At 73.4% G+C, this 14,718-nt stretch carries 21 protein-coding genes, 1 tRNA gene and 2 pseudogenes; 14 read left to right on the top strand and 10 right to left on the bottom strand.

Translation table 11 applies throughout. The features are described 5' to 3' along the window. From P0R35_RS08900 to P0R35_RS08885, 4 genes are all read right to left on the bottom strand, one after another. Complete coding sequence (locus tag P0R35_RS08900) at nucleotides 1-1,518, bottom strand: carotenoid oxygenase family protein (RefSeq protein WP_284012151.1); 1,518 nt, start codon at nucleotides 1,516-1,518, stop codon at nucleotides 1-3. A gap of 124 nt (nucleotides 1,519-1,642) precedes the next feature. After that, on the bottom strand, nucleotides 1,643-2,083 hold the full coding sequence (locus P0R35_RS08895) for a universal stress protein (RefSeq protein WP_284012150.1): 441 nt from the start codon (nucleotides 2,081-2,083) through the stop codon (nucleotides 1,643-1,645). Nucleotides 2,084-2,177: 94 nt separating this feature from the next. Next, nucleotides 2,178-2,555, bottom strand: coding sequence for a fluoride efflux transporter FluC (locus P0R35_RS08890; protein ID WP_284012149.1), 378 nt, complete (start codon nucleotides 2,553-2,555; stop codon nucleotides 2,178-2,180). Then, nucleotides 2,552-2,947: a fluoride efflux transporter FluC gene (locus P0R35_RS08885; RefSeq protein WP_284012148.1), complete on the bottom strand. Its 396-nt coding sequence runs from the start codon at nucleotides 2,945-2,947 to the stop codon at nucleotides 2,552-2,554. The genes P0R35_RS08890 and P0R35_RS08885 overlap by 4 nt, the downstream gene beginning before the upstream one ends. A 359-nt stretch (nucleotides 2,948-3,306) precedes the next feature. Between P0R35_RS08885 and P0R35_RS08880 the strand changes: the two genes are divergently transcribed. The 3 genes from P0R35_RS08880 (at nucleotide 3,307) to P0R35_RS08870 (ending at nucleotide 5,300) form a co-directional block, all read left to right on the top strand. Continuing rightward, nucleotides 3,307-3,519, top strand: coding sequence for a hypothetical protein (locus P0R35_RS08880; RefSeq protein WP_284012147.1), 213 nt, complete (start codon nucleotides 3,307-3,309; stop codon nucleotides 3,517-3,519). Then, nucleotides 3,516-4,559, top strand: a complete 1,044-nt coding sequence (gene aceA, locus P0R35_RS08875) for an isocitrate lyase (protein WP_284012146.1) — start codon at nucleotides 3,516-3,518, stop codon at nucleotides 4,557-4,559. The genes P0R35_RS08880 and aceA overlap by 4 nt, the downstream gene beginning before the upstream one ends. Before the next feature lie 111 nt (nucleotides 4,560-4,670). Further along, nucleotides 4,671-5,300, top strand: a complete 630-nt coding sequence (locus P0R35_RS08870) for a DUF2391 family protein (RefSeq protein WP_284012145.1) — start codon at nucleotides 4,671-4,673, stop codon at nucleotides 5,298-5,300. 15 nt (nucleotides 5,301-5,315) lie between these two features. Here P0R35_RS08870 and P0R35_RS08865 read toward each other — a convergent pair whose 3' ends face one another. Further along, a complete protein-coding gene (locus P0R35_RS08865; protein ID WP_284012144.1) occupies nucleotides 5,316-5,486 on the bottom strand; it encodes a DUF7838 family putative zinc beta-ribbon protein in 171 nt (56 codons plus the stop codon). A gap of 84 nt (nucleotides 5,487-5,570) precedes the next feature. Between P0R35_RS08865 and P0R35_RS08860 the strand changes: the two genes are divergently transcribed. The 5 genes from P0R35_RS08860 (at nucleotide 5,571) to P0R35_RS08840 (ending at nucleotide 9,096) form a co-directional block, all read left to right on the top strand. Beyond that, entirely contained in the window at nucleotides 5,571-6,092 is a 522-nt protein-coding gene (locus tag P0R35_RS08860; RefSeq protein WP_284012143.1) for an HPP family protein, read from the top strand. Between the two features lie 30 nt (nucleotides 6,093-6,122). Continuing rightward, nucleotides 6,123-6,509, top strand: coding sequence for an acyl-CoA thioesterase (locus tag P0R35_RS08855; RefSeq protein ID WP_284012142.1), 387 nt, complete (start codon nucleotides 6,123-6,125; stop codon nucleotides 6,507-6,509). Further along, nucleotides 6,506-7,738: an MFS transporter gene (locus P0R35_RS08850; RefSeq protein ID WP_284012141.1), complete on the top strand. Its 1,233-nt coding sequence runs from the start codon at nucleotides 6,506-6,508 to the stop codon at nucleotides 7,736-7,738. The genes P0R35_RS08855 and P0R35_RS08850 overlap by 4 nt, the downstream gene beginning before the upstream one ends. A gap of 167 nt (nucleotides 7,739-7,905) precedes the next feature. Beyond that, a complete protein-coding gene (locus P0R35_RS08845; RefSeq protein ID WP_222606984.1) occupies nucleotides 7,906-8,100 on the top strand; it encodes a cold-shock protein in 195 nt (64 codons plus the stop codon). Nucleotides 8,101-8,238: 138 nt separating this feature from the next. After that, a complete protein-coding gene (locus tag P0R35_RS08840) occupies nucleotides 8,239-9,096 on the top strand; it encodes an extracellular solute-binding protein (RefSeq protein WP_284012140.1) in 858 nt (285 codons plus the stop codon). Nucleotides 9,097-9,263: 167 nt separating this feature from the next. Here P0R35_RS08840 and P0R35_RS16640 read toward each other — a convergent pair. Both P0R35_RS16640 and P0R35_RS16635 read right to left on the bottom strand, forming a co-directional pair. Further along, a pseudogene (locus P0R35_RS16640) lies at nucleotides 9,264-9,350 on the bottom strand (hypothetical protein); the annotation flags it as partial. A gap of 220 nt (nucleotides 9,351-9,570) precedes the next feature. Then, a pseudogene (locus tag P0R35_RS16635) lies at nucleotides 9,571-10,239 on the bottom strand (putative sulfate exporter family transporter); the annotation flags it as partial. Nucleotides 10,240-10,473: 234 nt separating this feature from the next. On the opposite strand from P0R35_RS16635, the gene P0R35_RS08825 reads away from it, so the two are divergent. Together P0R35_RS08825 and P0R35_RS08820 are read left to right on the top strand one after the other, a co-directional pair. Continuing rightward, nucleotides 10,474-10,716: a glutaredoxin family protein gene (locus P0R35_RS08825; RefSeq protein WP_284012139.1), complete on the top strand. Its 243-nt coding sequence runs from the start codon at nucleotides 10,474-10,476 to the stop codon at nucleotides 10,714-10,716. A 3-nt stretch (nucleotides 10,717-10,719) separates the two neighbouring features. Next, on the top strand, nucleotides 10,720-11,256 hold the full coding sequence (locus tag P0R35_RS08820) for a cob(I)yrinic acid a,c-diamide adenosyltransferase (RefSeq protein ID WP_284012138.1): 537 nt from the start codon (nucleotides 10,720-10,722) through the stop codon (nucleotides 11,254-11,256). A 31-nt stretch (nucleotides 11,257-11,287) separates the two neighbouring features. Here the strand turns inward: P0R35_RS08820 and P0R35_RS08815 are convergent, their stop codons facing one another. Beyond that, complete coding sequence (locus tag P0R35_RS08815) at nucleotides 11,288-12,181, bottom strand: NmrA/HSCARG family protein (protein ID WP_284012137.1); 894 nt, start codon at nucleotides 12,179-12,181, stop codon at nucleotides 11,288-11,290. Nucleotides 12,182-12,355: 174 nt separating this feature from the next. Here P0R35_RS08815 and P0R35_RS08810 point away from each other — a divergent pair, with 174 nt between their 5' ends. Next, the gene (locus P0R35_RS08810) at nucleotides 12,356-12,622 is read left to right on the top strand and encodes a DUF7553 family protein (RefSeq protein WP_284012136.1); all 267 of its coding nucleotides are present in this window, start codon (nucleotides 12,356-12,358) and stop codon (nucleotides 12,620-12,622) included. A 25-nt stretch (nucleotides 12,623-12,647) separates the two neighbouring features. On the opposite strand, the gene P0R35_RS08805 is transcribed toward P0R35_RS08810, so the two are convergent. Next, nucleotides 12,648-12,893: a DUF7120 family protein gene (locus P0R35_RS08805; protein ID WP_284012135.1), complete on the bottom strand. Its 246-nt coding sequence runs from the start codon at nucleotides 12,891-12,893 to the stop codon at nucleotides 12,648-12,650. Nucleotides 12,894-12,995: 102 nt separating this feature from the next. Between P0R35_RS08805 and P0R35_RS08800 the strand changes: the two genes are divergently transcribed. The 3 genes from P0R35_RS08800 (at nucleotide 12,996) to P0R35_RS08790 (ending at nucleotide 14,256) form a co-directional block, all read left to right on the top strand. Beyond that, nucleotides 12,996-13,070 (top strand) — tRNA-Val (locus P0R35_RS08800). 108 nt (nucleotides 13,071-13,178) lie between these two features. Continuing rightward, nucleotides 13,179-13,484 (top strand): DUF1330 domain-containing protein, encoded by a 306-nt coding sequence (locus tag P0R35_RS08795; RefSeq protein WP_284012134.1) that lies wholly within the window; start codon nucleotides 13,179-13,181, stop codon nucleotides 13,482-13,484. A 49-nt stretch (nucleotides 13,485-13,533) separates the two neighbouring features. Beyond that, a complete protein-coding gene (locus P0R35_RS08790; protein ID WP_284012133.1) occupies nucleotides 13,534-14,256 on the top strand; it encodes a M48 family metallopeptidase in 723 nt (240 codons plus the stop codon). Nucleotides 14,257-14,283: 27 nt separating this feature from the next. On the opposite strand, the gene P0R35_RS08785 is transcribed toward P0R35_RS08790, so the two are convergent. Further along, a complete protein-coding gene (locus tag P0R35_RS08785) occupies nucleotides 14,284-14,646 on the bottom strand; it encodes a response regulator (RefSeq protein ID WP_284012132.1) in 363 nt (120 codons plus the stop codon). Nucleotides 14,647-14,718 lie beyond the last annotated feature (72 nt).

Below are 14,718 nucleotides of genomic sequence, written 5' to 3'. Positions count from 1 at the left end.
TCACGTCGCCGGCTTCGCCCTCAACTCCGGGAAGTACCGCCCGTGGAAGTCGAACGGCACCGCATGCGGCAGCCGCGCCCGCGCCCGCTCGGTGAACGACTCGCCGTCCAACACGACCAGCGACGAGCGTTCCGCCCCCTCCTCCAGCGTCACCACGAGCACGACGCCGTCGTCCTCGGCGTCGCCCGCGGGGTTCGGCACGAAGATCGGCTCGCCGAAGTAGCCGCCGCCGTCGAACTCGACCACCTCGCCGGTCTCGGTGTCCAGCTTCAGCACGCGCCGCGCCCACTCGTTCACCGGCCGATCCGTACTCATCGCGTACACGTAGCGGTGCTCCTCGCACCACCGCGCGGGCGACACCGTCGGGAGGGCGGTGCCGCCCTCGTACAGCGGTTCCCGGGTCACCGAGGCGTCGCCGACGCCGTAGCGGCCGCGCCCGGTCGGGCTCCCGAGGTCGACGACGAAGCGGTCCACCCGCGCGCCGAGCGCGCCGAAACTCCCCGCCCGGAGTTCCTCGAGGTACAGCGAGTCGATGGTCGTCGCGTCCGGCACCGTCTCCAGGTCGAACACGATCTCGCGGCCGCCGCGGCGCTCGAAGGCGTTCACGTGGTGGAAGCCGAACACGGGGTCGGTGACGGGGTCGGCCACGACCTCGCCGGTCGTCCGGTCGAGGACGATCACCCGGGTGCCGCGGTCGGGCTGCCACTCGAACTGCTCGATGAACGGGCGCTGGCGCCCCGGCTTGAACAGGCGGAGCGGGTCGAGCCGGAGCGGGAACTCCGCGAGCACGACGAACCGCGGGGTGAGCGCGAACGAGTGGAGGTAAGCCGGCTCGTCGGTCGTCGCGGTGCCGACGTGGCGCCGCGTCCCGTCGGGGGCCGTCGCGGTGACGTGGTACCGGCTGGTCCGCCCGAACGCCGTCTCGACGTTCAGCAAGGTTCCGGTCGCCGGGTCGCGCTTGAGGTGGGCACACGCCAACTGGCCCGATGGGACGCCGTCGTCGTGGTCGTCGTGGCCGACGGCGTCGAGCGTGTTCGGGTCGAAGCGGACCCTGCGCGGCGACTCGGTGAGCGCGAGGTAGTCGTCGCCGATCCGCTCGGCGACGATGTTCGTGTTGTCGTACGGGTCGCGGAGGAACGTGGCGAGCCGCGAGCGGAGGGTCGTCTCGCCGGTGGCGAAGCCGCCGTCGAACTCGCCGGCGCGGGCGGCCTCGTAGGCGTCTGTTCGGAGGAAGCGGTTGCGGTAGTGGACCGCGTCGCCGCGGCCGCGGAGGCGACGCCCGAGGCCGCTCCCTCCGCCGGTGTCCCCGCCCGCGCGGTTGCCGGGGTCGAACGTGAAGCGGTACAGCATGGCGAGACCGTCGAACCAGTGGTCGACCGCGCTCCCGTCGGGGAAGGAGAACGCGCCGGGCCCGTTCCGCACGAGGCTCCCCGTGAGCCAGTCGGGGAGGGAGCCGTCGACCGGGATCGTCGTCGCCGTCTCCTCGTGAAGCGAGCCGAAGCCGGGGTGACCGTCCATCGATCGTGTCACGCGCCCGAGCGGCTAATCGGTACCGGCGGCCCGGACGAGCGCCGCGGCACGGCCGGGCGGACAGCCGCCGCCGACGGCGGGGGCCGCGAGCCCGCGTCGTGCGCCCACGGCGTCAGCGGACCACCGTCACCGGCACGGGCGAGCGGCGCGTCACGCGCTCGGCGACGCTCCCCATGAGCATCCGGCCGAGGCCCGTCCGGCCGTGGCTCCCCATCACCACCTGGTCGACGTCGTCGCCCTCGTCCTCGAGGTACCCGAGGATGCTCCGGGCGGGGCCGCCGATCAACTGGACGGTCTCGACGTCGACGCCGGCCTCGCGGACGCGCTCGGCCGCCTCCGCGAGCAGGTCGTCGCTCCGGGCGCGGGCCGACTTCTCCAGCTCCTTCGAGTAGAACGGCTCCAGCTCCTCCTCGTCGCCCGAGGAGATCCACCGCGTCGGGTCGACGACGTGGCAGAGGACGAGCGTCGCGTCGCCGTGGACGGCGACGGCGTGGTCGAGCGCCTTGGTGGAGTGGTCGGCGTCGTCGATCGGGACGAGGATCCGTCGTGGCATACCGGCGACGACACCCGGGGACCACTCGGAGGTTTCGGTCACGGGGCCGACGGGCGGCGACGTGGCGACCCGGCGGCAGTTCGGGCGCGTCGGCTCACGCCGCGGCCACGAGCGCCGCGGCGAGGCCTACAGCGCCCCCCGCGAGGACCGTGTTGGCGACGACGAAGGCGGCCGCGCGCGTCCGCTCCCCGCGGTCCCACAGCTGGACCGTCGCGACCGAGAACGACGAGAACGTGGTGAACGCGCCGCAGGCGCCGGTCCCGGCCAGCAGGAGCACGTCGCCGCCGACGGGGTGGAACACGAGGACGCCGAGCAGGAAGCTCCCGAGCACGTTCACGGTCAGGGTGCCGCGCGGGAACGAGCCGTCGCCCTCGACGGCCGACTCGACGCCGTAGCGGGCGAGCGCCCCGACGGCGCCCCCGGCGGCGACGAGCGCCGGGGCCGGGACGGCGCCGAGCGCGGCGGCGCTCACGGCCACACCTCCCGGTCGGATCGCGGGTCGAGCCGTGCGGCGAGCGCGCGCCCGACGAGCGCGGCGGCGACCGCGAGGGCGTAGCTCCCGACGAGGTACGTCGCGCCGACGAGCGGCGTCGCCCGCACGACCTCGACGACGAACGTGCTGTAGGTGGTGTACGAGGAGAGCACGCCCGTCGCCAGCAGCGTCCGCGTCCGGTCGCCCAGCCGGTCCGTGCGCAGCGCCTCGTACAGGAGAAACCCCAGCAGGAGGCTCCCCGAGACGTTCGCCGCGAGCGTCCCCCACGGCCCCGGGAGCGCGCCGCCGACGGCGTAGCGGGCGGTCGCGCCGACGGCGCCGCCGGCGGCGACGAGCGCGGGGACGACCAGCGAGTCGCGACGCGGTGCCATCGGTCACACCTCCGCCGGTCGCCGTATCGACGTGTCGGTTCGGCCCGCCGGCAGGTGTGGTACGGTGTGACAATTAAACGACCTTCGAGACACAAAACCGATTATAGAATATTATCATTATCTATCATTACATTTATTTGGTGTCACCGGCTCGAACCGGATGAGGCGACACAGCATGGGCGTACCCCACCACACATCCGCGGCAGCACAGCACGGAGCGACCACGACCGACGGCGGCCCGCTGACACCACCGATACCACCCACACGACCCACATGACGTTCGACCCGAACCCCGACACCGACATCGACGACATCGACCCGCGCGAACTGAGCCTGTTCGACACGGAGGCCGACGACCGATGAGCCGTCGCGCCCCCGCCCCGACGGAGCCCGCCGCCGGCACGCCCCGCACGCGGCCGACGCCGGAGACCGACGCGCCGCTGGTCCCCGACCTGACCCGGACGGGCCGCCCCGACCGTACCGCCACGCCGACCGACACCGCCAGCGACCGCGCCGGGCGCCGCCGTCGCCGCGACCCGTTCGAACTCGCGCTCATGGAGGACTCAGAATGACGCACCCCTCACAACTCGACCAGGACGTCTTCACGAAGGACATCGACAACCCGCAGGGCGCGAAGCTCCGGCGGATGCTGGACGAACAGGACTACGTGTTCGCGCCCGGCCTGTACCACGCGCTCGACGCCCGCCTCGCGGAGATGGCCGGGCTCGACGCCGCGTACATGTCCGGCTACTCGACGGTCCTCGGCCAGTTCGGCTTCCCGGACCTCGAGATGGTGACGATGACCGAGATGGTCGAGAACGCAAAGCGCATCGTCGAGGCGACGAACCTCCCGGTCATCGCCGACTGCGACACCGGCTACGGCGGCACGCACAACGTCCGGCGCGCCGTCCGCGAGTACGAGAAGGCCGGCGTCGCCGCGATCCACATCGAGGACCAGACGACGCCGAAGCGGTGCGGCCACATCGCGGGCAAGCAGATCGTCTCCCGCGAACAGGCGCGCTCGCGGTTCGAGGCGGCCGTCGACGCCACCCAAAGCGAGGACACGGTGATCATCGCCCGCACGGACGCCTACGGCTCCGCCAACGGCGACTGGGAGGAACACCTCGAGCGCGGCCGCATCTACGCCGACGCCGGCGTCGACCTCGTCTGGCCGGAGATGCCCGACCCCAGCCGCGAGGACGCCGTCGAGTACGCCGAGACCATCCACGAGACGCACCCCGATCTGGACCTCGCGTTCAACTACTCCTCGTCGTTCGAGTGGGGGGCCGAGGAGGACCCGCTCACCTTCCAGGAGCTGGGCGACCTCGGCTACAAGTACCAGTTCATCACGCTGTACGCCCTGCACTCGGGCGCCCACAGCGTGTACGAGGACATGCAGAACATCGCGGAGAACGCCGAACAGGCGCAGTTCGACCTCGAGGAGCGCTACATCGGCCACGAGACCGAGAGCCACCACGCGCTGTCCTTCGTCGACCGCTACCAGGACATCGAGACGCGGTTCGACCCCGAGGCGGAGGAGCGCATCGAGGAGTCGGCCGGCTTCGCCGAGGACCGCTCGGAGCCGATCACCTCCTCGAACGACGACGACTGATCGCCGAGGTCGAGCCGCCCGACGACGACCGAAGCGCGCGTCCGACACCCTCGTTCTTTCGCGGCCGCCGCCACCGTCGGAACTACGTGGCGACGGCGACAGGTCCGACCGATGAGCGAGCGCGACGCCGACGGCGACCGGGCGGACGACCCTCCGGCACCGCGGCCCGACGCCGACCCGCCCGGGGGCGGAGAGCCGCCCACGGTCGAAGCCCTGATCCAGTCGCTGGAGACGCTCGAGGAGGTCGTCGACGACACCGAGGAGCGCCGGAAGGTGCGCGAGGCGATGCGGGCCGCCCGCGGTCTCGCGACGCGCGAGCCGCCGTCGGTGTTCGGGCGGGTCGTCCGCGGGTTCGACCGGAGCGACCTCGCGGAGGCGCTGCTCGGGAGCGTGCTGTTCGGCATCCCGATGCTCGTGGAGGGCGGCACCACCGAGGTCGGCGCGGTGCTCGCGTCGCGGCCGCCGGCGCTGGTCGGGACGGCGGTCGTGACGGTCCTGCTGGTGATCGGGATCTTGTACGTCGCGGACTTCCAGGACGTGCGGGTGCACAAGCCCATCCTCGGGGTGGTGCCGCGCCGGCTCGTCGGCGTGCTCGGCGTCGCGTTCGTGACCGCCGTGGTCGGCCTGACGGCGTGGGGACGGGTCGACTGGGCGGCCCCCGCGGTCGCGCTCGGGAGCACGCTCGTCGCGACGCTCCCGATGGCGGTGGGCGCGGCGCTGGGCGATCTGCTGCCGGGATAAGCGAGTGCGGCCCGCCTACGCCTCGATGGCGGTGCTGATGTCGCCGTTGATCCGCGTCAGGCCGTAGTCGCAGTCGTTGCAGCGCCACTTCGTCTTCTCGCCGAGGTGGAGCGTCATCGCGGCGACGCGCCAGAAGTCGCAGTCCTCGCCGCACGCCGGACAGTAGAACTCCTGTTCCAGACTCATGTCCGTGCCTGTGTGGGCCGAGAATTTCAAGACACCGGTCCCGAACCGTCGGGTTCATCCGCCTCCCGTCCCCCACCGCCGTCCGTGCGACGACTCGCCGCCGGCGCCGCCGAGGCCGCCCACGCCGCCGCGCTGGTCGCGGTCGCGGGCGCGCTCGCGTGGGCGACCGGCCGGCCGCTCGTGTTCCCGAGCCTCGGCCCGTCGGCGTACCTCGTCGCCGTCGCCGAGCCGCGGCCGACCGCGCGGGAACTGCTCGGCGGCCACGCCGTCGGCGTCGTCGCGGGCCTGCTCGCGTACCACGGGCTCGCGGGCGGGGCGGTCATCACCGGCGCGGTCGCCGCGACGGCGCCGGCGGGTGCGCGCCTCGCCGCCAGCGCGGTCGCCTCGGTCGCGCTGACGACGCTCGGCATGGCGGTGACGGACACCGCCCACGCCCCCGCCTGCGCGACGACGCTCATCGTCGCGCTCGGCCTCCTCCCGACGCCGACGGACGCGGCCGTGATCGCCGCGGGCGTGGCGGCGCTGTTCTTGGCTTCCCGGGCGACCGCCGCCGTCGGGGCGGCGCTGGCGTCGCGGTCCCCGGCCGCCGTCGACGCGGAACGATAGCCCGAAACCCGACCCGACCGAGGGGCGAGTATGACCTTCGAGACGACGGTTCCCGTCCGATACCGCGACCTCGACCCGATGGGCCACGTGAACAACGCCGTGTACGCGACCTACCTCGAGGAGGTCCGCACGGCGTTCTTCCGCGAGGAGGTCGGGCTCGACCTCGCCGACTCTCGGGCGGTCCTGGCGTCCATCGACCTCGACTTCCGCGCGCCGATCGAGGGGACCGGCGAGGTCCGGGCCGTCCTCGACGTCGCCGCCGTCGGCGGCTCCAGCGTCACCTTCGCGTACGAACTGTACGCCGGCGGCCGTCTCGTCGCCGAGGGCGAGACCGTGCAGGTCGCCGTCGCCGACGGCGAGCCGACGCCGCTCCCCGACGACGTCCGCGACGCGGCCGAGCGCCACCGCGTCGAATGAGCGGGGACGACGGCGCCGGAGTCGCCGGAGCCGCGGACGATCCCGGAGCCGAGCCGCCCTCCGCCGGCGGGCGTCGCCTCGCGCTCGCGGCCATCGGCGGCGGCAACTTCAGCCAGTTGGGCGCGCGGATCCTCCTCGGCGCCGTCGTCCCGTTCGTCCTCGTCGACTACGGGACGACCGAGGCGACGCTGGGGCTCGCGCTCACGGCGATGTGGGCGACGTACGCGCTCGCCCAGTTCCCCAGCGGCGTCCTCGCGGACCGCGTGGGCGAGCGGCCGGTCGTCCTCGCGGGCGTCGCCGGCGCGGCCGTCGGCACGCTGCTGGTCGCGCTGTCGCCGACCGTCCTCGCGTTCGGCGCGGCGACGGTCGTGCTCGGGGCGGGCGCGGGGCTGTTCTTCGCGCCGGCGACCGCGCTCCTCTCGCGGCTGTACGACGAGCGCGGCGGCGCGCTCAGCGTGCTCACGGGCGCCGGCGCCGTCGCCGGCGCGGCGTTCCCCGCGGCCGGCGGCCTGCTCGCCGAGCGGTTCGGGTGGCAGGTCGCCGTCGGCGCCGGGGCGGCGGTGGCGCTCCCCGCGGCGGCCGCCACGCTCGTGTTCGTCCCCGCGCTCGCCCCCGCGAACCCCGACCGCGACCTCCGGGCGCTCGTGGACCCGGCCCGCGTCCGGGGGATCCTCGCGCGCCCGCCGCTGGCGTACACGACCGTCGTCGCGGTGCTGTGCGGCTTCACGTTCCAGGCCGTCTCCTCGTTCCTCGCGGCGTTCCTCGTCGCCCACCGCGGCCTCGCGCCGTCGACGGCGGCGGTCGCCTTCGGCGCGGTGTTCGCCATCAGCGCCGTCGCCCAGCCGGCCAACAGGGTCGTCTCCGACCGGTTCTCGCGGGACGCGGCCGTCGCGATCAGCGTCACCCTCGCGGGGACGGGCATCGCCGTCCTCGTGCTCGTCCCGGGGCTCGCCGGCACCGTCGCCGGCGTCGCGGTGTTGGGCGCGGGCGTCTCGTGGCCCGGCCCGATCCAGGCGCGGTTCATGGACCGCCTCGGCGACGCCGAACGCGGGTACGGCTTCGGCCTGCTGCGCACGGTCTACATGTTCCTCGCGGCCGCGGGGTCGGTCGTCACCGGCGCGGTCGCGAGCGCGGCCGGCTGGCCCGCCGCCTACGGCTTGGTGGTCGCGCTGCTCGCGACGTGTCTGTGTCTGCTCGGCGCGAACCGCGCGCTCGGTCTCGGGCTGTGACCGTCGCCGGGCGGGACGGGGGCACCGCCGACCGCGCCGACCGCCCACCGCGCCGCCCGCCGTGCCCGCCCCGCTCGCGCCACCCGTGTCACGACACGGCGCGCGAACCGTTCACGCACGGAATCGCGTGACGGAAGGGTTATCAAGTCCCTTCGACACTCACGGGTATGGCGAAAGGGAAGGTCGACTTCTTCAACGACACTGGCGGCTACGGTTTCATCGCGACTGACGACTCCGACGACGACGTGTTCGTCCACATGGACGACATCGAGGGCGGCGACCTCGAGGAGGGCGAAGAGCTGGAGTTCGACATCGAGACGGCCGAGAAGGGCCCGCGCGCGACGAACGTCACGCGCCTGTAAGGCACCCAACCACCGCGCCCTCGGGCGCGCCCCGCGGTTTTCGGTTCTTTCACGCCGCCGAGCCGCCGGTTCGGCGCGATCCCGAAACCCCGAACGGCTAGCAAACCGTCAAGACGTAGCCTCCCGTGGGTTCGTCCGATGACCGTCACCCGACGGGCCGTGCTGGCGGGGACCGGGGCTGTCGGGCTCGCCGGCGCGACCGGGTGTGTGGGACGGACGGACCGGGAGTCGGTCTCCGTGCTGGCCGCCGGGAGCCTCGCGCGGGCGTTCGACGAGCGGCTCCGGCCCCGCGTCGACGCGCCGCTGGAACTGGAGTTCCACGGGTCGGCGGTGTGCGCCCGGCTGGTCGCCGAGGGGCTGCGCGACCCCGACGTGCTCGTCCTCGCCGACCCGGCGCTGTTCGCCGGGCTGGCCGACCGCTACACGGCGTTCGCGACCAACGAGGTGGTCGTCGCGTACGACCCGGCGCGCCCGGGCGGCCGGGCCGTCCGCGACTCGGCGCGACCGTTCGACCCGTTCCTCGACCGCGACCTCCCGTGGGGCCGGACGGACCCCGACGCCGACCCGCTGGGCTACCGGACGGTGTTCGCGCTCCGCCTCGCCGCGTCGCTGTGGGGGCGCCCGTACGCGACGGCGCTGGACGCCGGGCGGGTGATCCCGGAGGCGGAACTGCTGGCCGTGTTCGCGGCGGGCGAACTCGACGCCGCCGTCGTCTACCGGAACATGGCGCTCGACCACGGCGTCGCGTACCGGCGACTGCCGCCGACGGTCAACCTCGGCTCGCCGGCACACGCCGCCGCCTACGCCGACCACCGCTACGAGCTCCCGGACGGGACGACCGTGGTCGGCGCGCCAGTCAGCTACGGGGCGGTCGCACGCCGGGACGACCCCGCCGTCGCCGCGGCGTTCCGGACGCTCGTCGCCGGCGAGTGGACCGGCGATGCGTTCGGCGTGCCGGCGACGTACCCCCGGGTCGAACCGGTCGCGAGCCGATAGTCGCCACCCCAGTCGGCCCCGGCCGGAACCGCGTCGTCAGAACAGTCCGCGCGCCACGACGAACGCGACGGCGCTGACCGCGAGGAACGCCGCGCCGACGACCGCGAGGGGCGCGCGCCGGCCGCGCGCATGCGCTCGACGCGGATGTCGAACCCGAGGCCGGCGAACGCGAGGAGGAACAGCGCGTCCGAGGCGACCGCCAGCGCCTCGCGGGCCGCCGCCGGGAGCACGCCCGCGTTCGCGAGCGCCGCCACCGCGAGGAACCCCACGAGGAACGTCGGGAGGCCGTCCCGGAGCGTACCGGCCCACCGCCGCGCGGTCGCCGTCGCCGCCGCCCGGTCGCCCGCCGAGCGCGCCGCGGGCTCCCCTCCCACCTCCGCCCCCGCCGGCGTCGACGCCGGCCGCGCGAACCGCGTAGCCGACGGCGACGACCCCGATGAGCGCGTTGCGCGCCAGCTTCGTGACCGTGGCCCACTCGCCGGCGACGGGGTCGTACGCGAAGCCGGCGGCGGTGACGGGGCCGGTCGAGAACATCGACAGCCCGGCCCACACCCCGAACACCCGCGGGTCGAGCGCGAACGCGGCCGCGACGGCGGGGTAGACGGCGAGCGTCGCGGCGTCGAACGCCAACACGGTCGCGGCCGCCAGCGCCACCTCGGACTCGTCGGCGTCGAGCGCGCCCGCGGCCGCCGCGACGGCGGAGACGCCACAGACGGCCGACCCGGCCGCGAGGAGCGACCCCGTCCGTTCCGGGAGCCCGGCGATCCGCGCCAGCAGTTCGACGAGGACGAGACCGACGGCGACCACCCCCACCACCGCGGCCAGCAGCGACGGGCCGGCCGCCGCGAGCGCGGCGACCGAGACGCTCGCCCCGAGGAGCACGATGCCCGCCTCGAGCAGCGGCGAGTGGAGCGCGACGCCCGGCTCGACCGCGTCGGGGACGCCGACCGTGTTCGCGACCACCGCGCCCGTCGCGACCGCGAACAGCAGCGCGGTGCCGGGCAGCCGGCCCGCGAGCACCGTCGCGACCCCGGCGACGGCGAGTAACGTCGCCACTCCCGGCAGGAGTCGCCGGAGCCGGACACGGACCGAGGGCCCGACGGCCGTGCGCGCCGTCGACGGCGCCTCCCCCGACCCGGTCATCCGGCGCTGGCGGCGGTCTCGACGGCGACGACGGCGGTCGCCGGCGCCGTCGGCGTCCCGCGGTCGACCGCCGCACACCGCTCGACGGGCGACGTCGGTGGCTGCACGGGGCACGCTCGCGGCGGCAGCGACTTCAGCGACTCGTTCCGCGTCACAGGATCCGGCGACCGTTGCTGGTTCCGCCGGGGCGCCACCGTGGCAAGCTACTTCGGTTTCGCGACCCACCGTCCGGGTATGTCCATCACGCTGTACGCGCTGGACGGCTGTCCGTGGTGCGAGAAGGTCCACGACGCCCTGCAGGAGCACGACGTCGAGTACGAGACGGTGTGGACGGAGGGGCTCCACTCGAAGCGCGACGAGGTCGCCCGCGTCAGCGGCCAGCGCGGCGTCCCCGTGCTGGTCGACACCGAACACGGCGTGACGATGAACGAGTCGGCGAACATCCTCGAGTACATCGAGCGCACGCTCGCGGCCTGACCGATGCCCATCTACACCGGCCGCGGCGACGAGGGGAAGACCGACCTCCGGGACATGTCCCGGGTGTCGAAGACCTCCCGCCGCATCGAGGCGTACGGCACCGTCGACGAGGCGAACGCCCTCATCGGGACGATCCGGCCGACGGGCTACGACGACGTCGACGAGATGCTCCACACGGTGCAGGACCACCTCCACGTGCTCCAGGCGGACTTCGCCAACCCCGACCCCGGGGAGGACGACCCCGTGGTGAAGCCGCGCCACACCCAACAGTTGGAGACGTGGATCGACGAGCTGGACGAGGAGTTGGAGCCGCTGACCCACTTCGTGCTCCCGTCCGGGAGCGAGGCGGGCGCGAAGCTCCACCACGCGCGGACGGTCGTCAGGCGCGCCGAGCGCCGCGCGGTCGACCTCGCGGACGACGAGCCGGTCAACGGCGAGGCGGTGGCGTACCTCAACCGACTGTCCGACGCGCTGTTCACGTTCGCGCGGGCGGTCAACGCCCGCGACGGCGTCCCCGAGGACGCGCCGGACTACGAGTAGTACGGGGCGCGACGGCGCGGCCGGACCGCGCCTATCGCGCCGTCGTCTCCGGCCGCGGGAGGAACGCCGTCTCGGCGAGACACGTCTCCAGGTCCCGCAGCTCGAAGCCGAGCGTCCCCTCGAGCGCCGGGACGTCGACGTCGTAGCCGGTCGACTCGAACCACGCGAACATGTCGGCCATCTCGTCGCCGGCGGCCTCGCGCAGCACCGCGACGTCGAGGTGGACCGGCTCGACGTCGATCCCGAGGTGGTCGCTCAACACCTCTGCCGTCTCGGCGACCGTGAGCGAGTCGCCCGCCAGCGTGAGCGTCTCGCCGACGAACCGCTCCGGGTCGGCGAACGCCGCGGCGGCCGCGCGGCCGATGTCGCGGGCGTCGACCATCGCGAGTTCGGTCCCCTCACCGAGCGCCAGCGAGATGGTCCCCGACAGGATCTCGTCGGCCTGGAGCGCGAGGTTCTGCATGAAGTACACCGGGCGCAGGACCGTCGCGTCGATCCCCGACTCGGCGATCAGCCGCTCGGTGTTGGCCTTGGACTCGAAGTGCGCGAGTCCGGTGTCGCCGTCGGCGGACCCGACGGAACTGAACACGAGGTGGTCGATGCCGGCGGCCTCGCAGGCGGCGACGACGTGGCCGCCCTGTGCGCGCTCGACGCCGACGCCGCCCTCGAAGAACGTCGTCACCGCGAACACGGCGTCGACGCCGTCCATCGCCGCGACCAGCGACGCCTCGTCGAGCATGTCGACGGGGACGACGCGGACGCCCCGGTCGCGCAGCGCCTCGGCGGCGTCGCTCGCGGGGTTGCGCGTCGCGCCGACGACCTCGAAGTCGCCGAACTCGCCCGAACCGAGGGCGTCGACGACCGCGCCGCCCTGCCGTCCGGTCGCGCCCAACACGAGCACCGTCGCTGTGGATGTCGTTTCCATACCCTCCCTATCGCGCGCTCACGGCATAACCTAGTCAGTACGACACGTCGTCGCGTCGTCGCGGCCCGCGGCTCCCCGGCCGCCGCCGGCGACCGCGCCCGCCGCGGCGACGGCGTGCGGTCGGGGACTCCCCTGCCCACAAACACTTTATTCGTCCTGCGGCAACCGACAGGTATGTCCAAGCACTTCGAGGACGCACGGTACTACCTGGGACGCGCCGCCGACCACGCCAAGGAGGGCGTCAAAGAGGAGCTGGAGCCCGTCGAGGACCGGGTGCGGACGCTCGTCGGCCGCGAGAAGGAACCGGAGCCGTCCCGGCTCGACCGGCTGGAGGCCGACCTGAAGGAGCTCTCGAAGAAGGCGGAGGGCGAGGCGAAGGAGGCGGTGCAGGACGCCCGCGAGCGCCTCCGGGCGTACCGGACCGACGAGTCCGCCGAGTGAGGGTCGCCGGCGGCCCGCGGGCGCCTCAGAACGTGGGTTCGTCGCCGGGGTCGTCGAGCGCGGCCGGGTCCTGCTGCTCGTCGATGGCGTCGGTGAAGAGGTCGCCGTCGGCCTCGCCGACCCGGGTGTCGTCCTCGACGTCGTACGCCTGTAGGCCGCGGGTGAGGAACTCCTCGATGGCCTCGTTGCGGTTCAGAAACTCCCCCTGCTCGGCGAGCCGCGAGATCTCGCTGTCGATGCGGTCGGGCAGGTCGACTTCGATCTTCGTCACGAACTCGCCTCCGTGGTGGGGCGGGATTAATCCTCGGGTCGGTGGGGGCGACCGGCTCGGACGGTAAGCCTTAAGCGTCCGACCGGGGTACGTCGGAGTGCCGGGTTGGTGGTCTAGTCCGGTTATGACGGCTCCTTCACACGGAGCAGGTCGGCGGTTCGAATCCGCCCCAACCCATCCTCTCGCGGCGCACCGACGACGAGCGACGCGGCCCGTGTCGACACGTATCCGGCCACCAGTCGGCCCCCAACGGTTTGTCGGCGCGCCGAGAACACGATCCCCGAGATGAGCGACGAGGCGTACGTGATCGCGGCGATCGACGTGGACGACTGGGAGGCGTACCGGAACGAGTACCTGCCGACGGCGCTGGAGCGGATCGAGGCACACGGCGGCGAGGTGTTGGTCGGCACTGACGAGGCCGAGGTCGTCGAGGGCGAGTGGGACGCCAACTGGACGGTCGTCGTCGAGTTCCCGTCGGCGGCGAACGCGCGGGGGTTCCTCTCGGACGACCGGTACGGCGAGGTGGTGCCGGTCCGGCACGCGGCCGCCGACAGCGACATGGTCCTCGCGCCGGGGTTCGACCCCGCCTGACCGGCGTCGACGGCGGGACTTTTGGCGGCCGGTGCCCGAACGACGAGCGATGTCCGCGCGCCCGCCCCGGACCGTCACGCTCGCCGGGGAGTCCGTCGCGTACGCGGTCAGGGAGAGCGACCGGGCCGAGCGGGCCCGGATCGACGTGGGCCTGGACGGCGTCACCGTCGTCGTCCCGGCGGGCGCGGCGGTCGACCCCGCGAGGCTCCTCCGCGACCACGCCGACTGGGTGGTCGAACACGCCCGCGAGGCGGCCGCCCGTCGCGAGCGCCTCCCGGACCGGCGGTTCGAGCCGGGGGCGACGTTCCCCCACCTCGGGGAGCCCCACGAGGTCGTCGTCGAGACGCGCTCGTACTCCGTCGTCGGTGAGGGGACGCTGCGGCTCGCGGCCCACCACGTCGCCGACACCTCCGTGGAGCGGGCGCTGGAGACGCTGTACCGGCGGCGTGCGCGTGCCCGGTTCGAACGGCTGGCCGAGGCACACGCGGCCGCGATGGGGGTCGACTACGACCGGATCGAGGTCCGGAACCAGCGCACGAAGTGGGGCAGCTGCTCGACGACCGGGACGATCAGCCTGAACTGGCGGCTCCAGCTCGCACCCCCCGAGATCGGCGAGTACGTCGTGATCCACGAACTGGCACACCGCCGCGAGATGAACCACTCGCCGGCGTTCTGGTCGGTGGTCGCCGAACACGACCCCGACTACGAGGCGCACCGCGCGTGGCTCGCCGAGCACGGGCTCCGCCTCGTGTTCTCGCCGGACGACTACTGAGGGAGTACCGAGGGGCGACCCGCGTGTTCACGCCGCCAGCGCGCTCTCGACTTCCGTCCGGAGGGTGTCCTCCTCGACCGGCTTCGTCACGTAGCCGTCGGCGCCGGCTTTCACCGCCTGTCTCATCTGGTCGCGCTGTTCGACGCTGGTACACATCACGACGCGCGTCTCCGGGTCGCGCTGTTTGATGTCGCTGGTCGCCTCGATGCCGTTCACCTCCGGCATCATGATGTCCATCGTGACCAGGTCCGGCTTCGTCTCCTCGAACAGTTCAACCGCCTCCGACCCGTTCTCCGCCTCGCCGACGACCTCGAAGTCGTCCTCGAGGATCCCGCGAATGAGCGTCCGCTGGAACCCCGAGTCGTCGACGATCAGGATCCGTCTGACCATGTGGGGTGGGACCGCCGCCCCGGGATAAGTGTTCACGCGGCGGAACCAGTCGTGAGATTCGGGGCGTTTGGA

The organism is Halobaculum litoreum, assembly GCF_030127125.1.
In the GTDB taxonomy this organism is placed as follows: domain Archaea; phylum Halobacteriota; class Halobacteria; order Halobacteriales; family Haloferacaceae; genus Halobaculum; species Halobaculum litoreum.
This window is presented reverse-complemented; position numbering and strand designations above follow the sequence as displayed.

Coding starts and splice junctions, on each gene's coding strand:
- P0R35_RS08825 (WP_284012139.1), top strand. CDS start 10,474: ATGTCCATCACGCTGTACGCGCTGGACGGCTGTCCGTGGTGCGAGAAG.
- P0R35_RS08885 (WP_284012148.1), bottom strand. CDS start 2,947: ATGGCACCGCGTCGCGACTCGCTGGTCGTCCCCGCGCTCGTCGCCGCC.
- P0R35_RS08795 (WP_284012134.1), top strand. CDS start 13,179: ATGAGCGACGAGGCGTACGTGATCGCGGCGATCGACGTGGACGACTGG.
- P0R35_RS08790 (WP_284012133.1), top strand. CDS start 13,534: ATGTCCGCGCGCCCGCCCCGGACCGTCACGCTCGCCGGGGAGTCCGTC.
- aceA (WP_284012146.1), top strand. CDS start 3,516: ATGACGCACCCCTCACAACTCGACCAGGACGTCTTCACGAAGGACATC.
- P0R35_RS08855 (WP_284012142.1), top strand. CDS start 6,123: ATGACCTTCGAGACGACGGTTCCCGTCCGATACCGCGACCTCGACCCG.
- P0R35_RS08845 (WP_222606984.1), top strand. CDS start 7,906: ATGGCGAAAGGGAAGGTCGACTTCTTCAACGACACTGGCGGCTACGGT.
- P0R35_RS08815 (WP_284012137.1), bottom strand. CDS start 12,181: ATGGAAACGACATCCACAGCGACGGTGCTCGTGTTGGGCGCGACCGGA.
- P0R35_RS08820 (WP_284012138.1), top strand. CDS start 10,720: ATGCCCATCTACACCGGCCGCGGCGACGAGGGGAAGACCGACCTCCGG.
- P0R35_RS08870 (WP_284012145.1), top strand. CDS start 4,671: ATGAGCGAGCGCGACGCCGACGGCGACCGGGCGGACGACCCTCCGGCA.
- P0R35_RS08865 (WP_284012144.1), bottom strand. CDS start 5,486: ATGAGTCTGGAACAGGAGTTCTACTGTCCGGCGTGCGGCGAGGACTGC.
- P0R35_RS08840 (WP_284012140.1), top strand. CDS start 8,239: ATGACCGTCACCCGACGGGCCGTGCTGGCGGGGACCGGGGCTGTCGGG.
- P0R35_RS08895 (WP_284012150.1), bottom strand. CDS start 2,083: ATGCCACGACGGATCCTCGTCCCGATCGACGACGCCGACCACTCCACC.
- P0R35_RS08880 (WP_284012147.1), top strand. CDS start 3,307: ATGAGCCGTCGCGCCCCCGCCCCGACGGAGCCCGCCGCCGGCACGCCC.
- P0R35_RS08850 (WP_284012141.1), top strand. CDS start 6,506: ATGAGCGGGGACGACGGCGCCGGAGTCGCCGGAGCCGCGGACGATCCC.
- P0R35_RS08785 (WP_284012132.1), bottom strand. CDS start 14,646: ATGGTCAGACGGATCCTGATCGTCGACGACTCGGGGTTCCAGCGGACG.
- P0R35_RS08900 (WP_284012151.1), bottom strand. CDS start 1,518: ATGGACGGTCACCCCGGCTTCGGCTCGCTTCACGAGGAGACGGCGACG.
- P0R35_RS08810 (WP_284012136.1), top strand. CDS start 12,356: ATGTCCAAGCACTTCGAGGACGCACGGTACTACCTGGGACGCGCCGCC.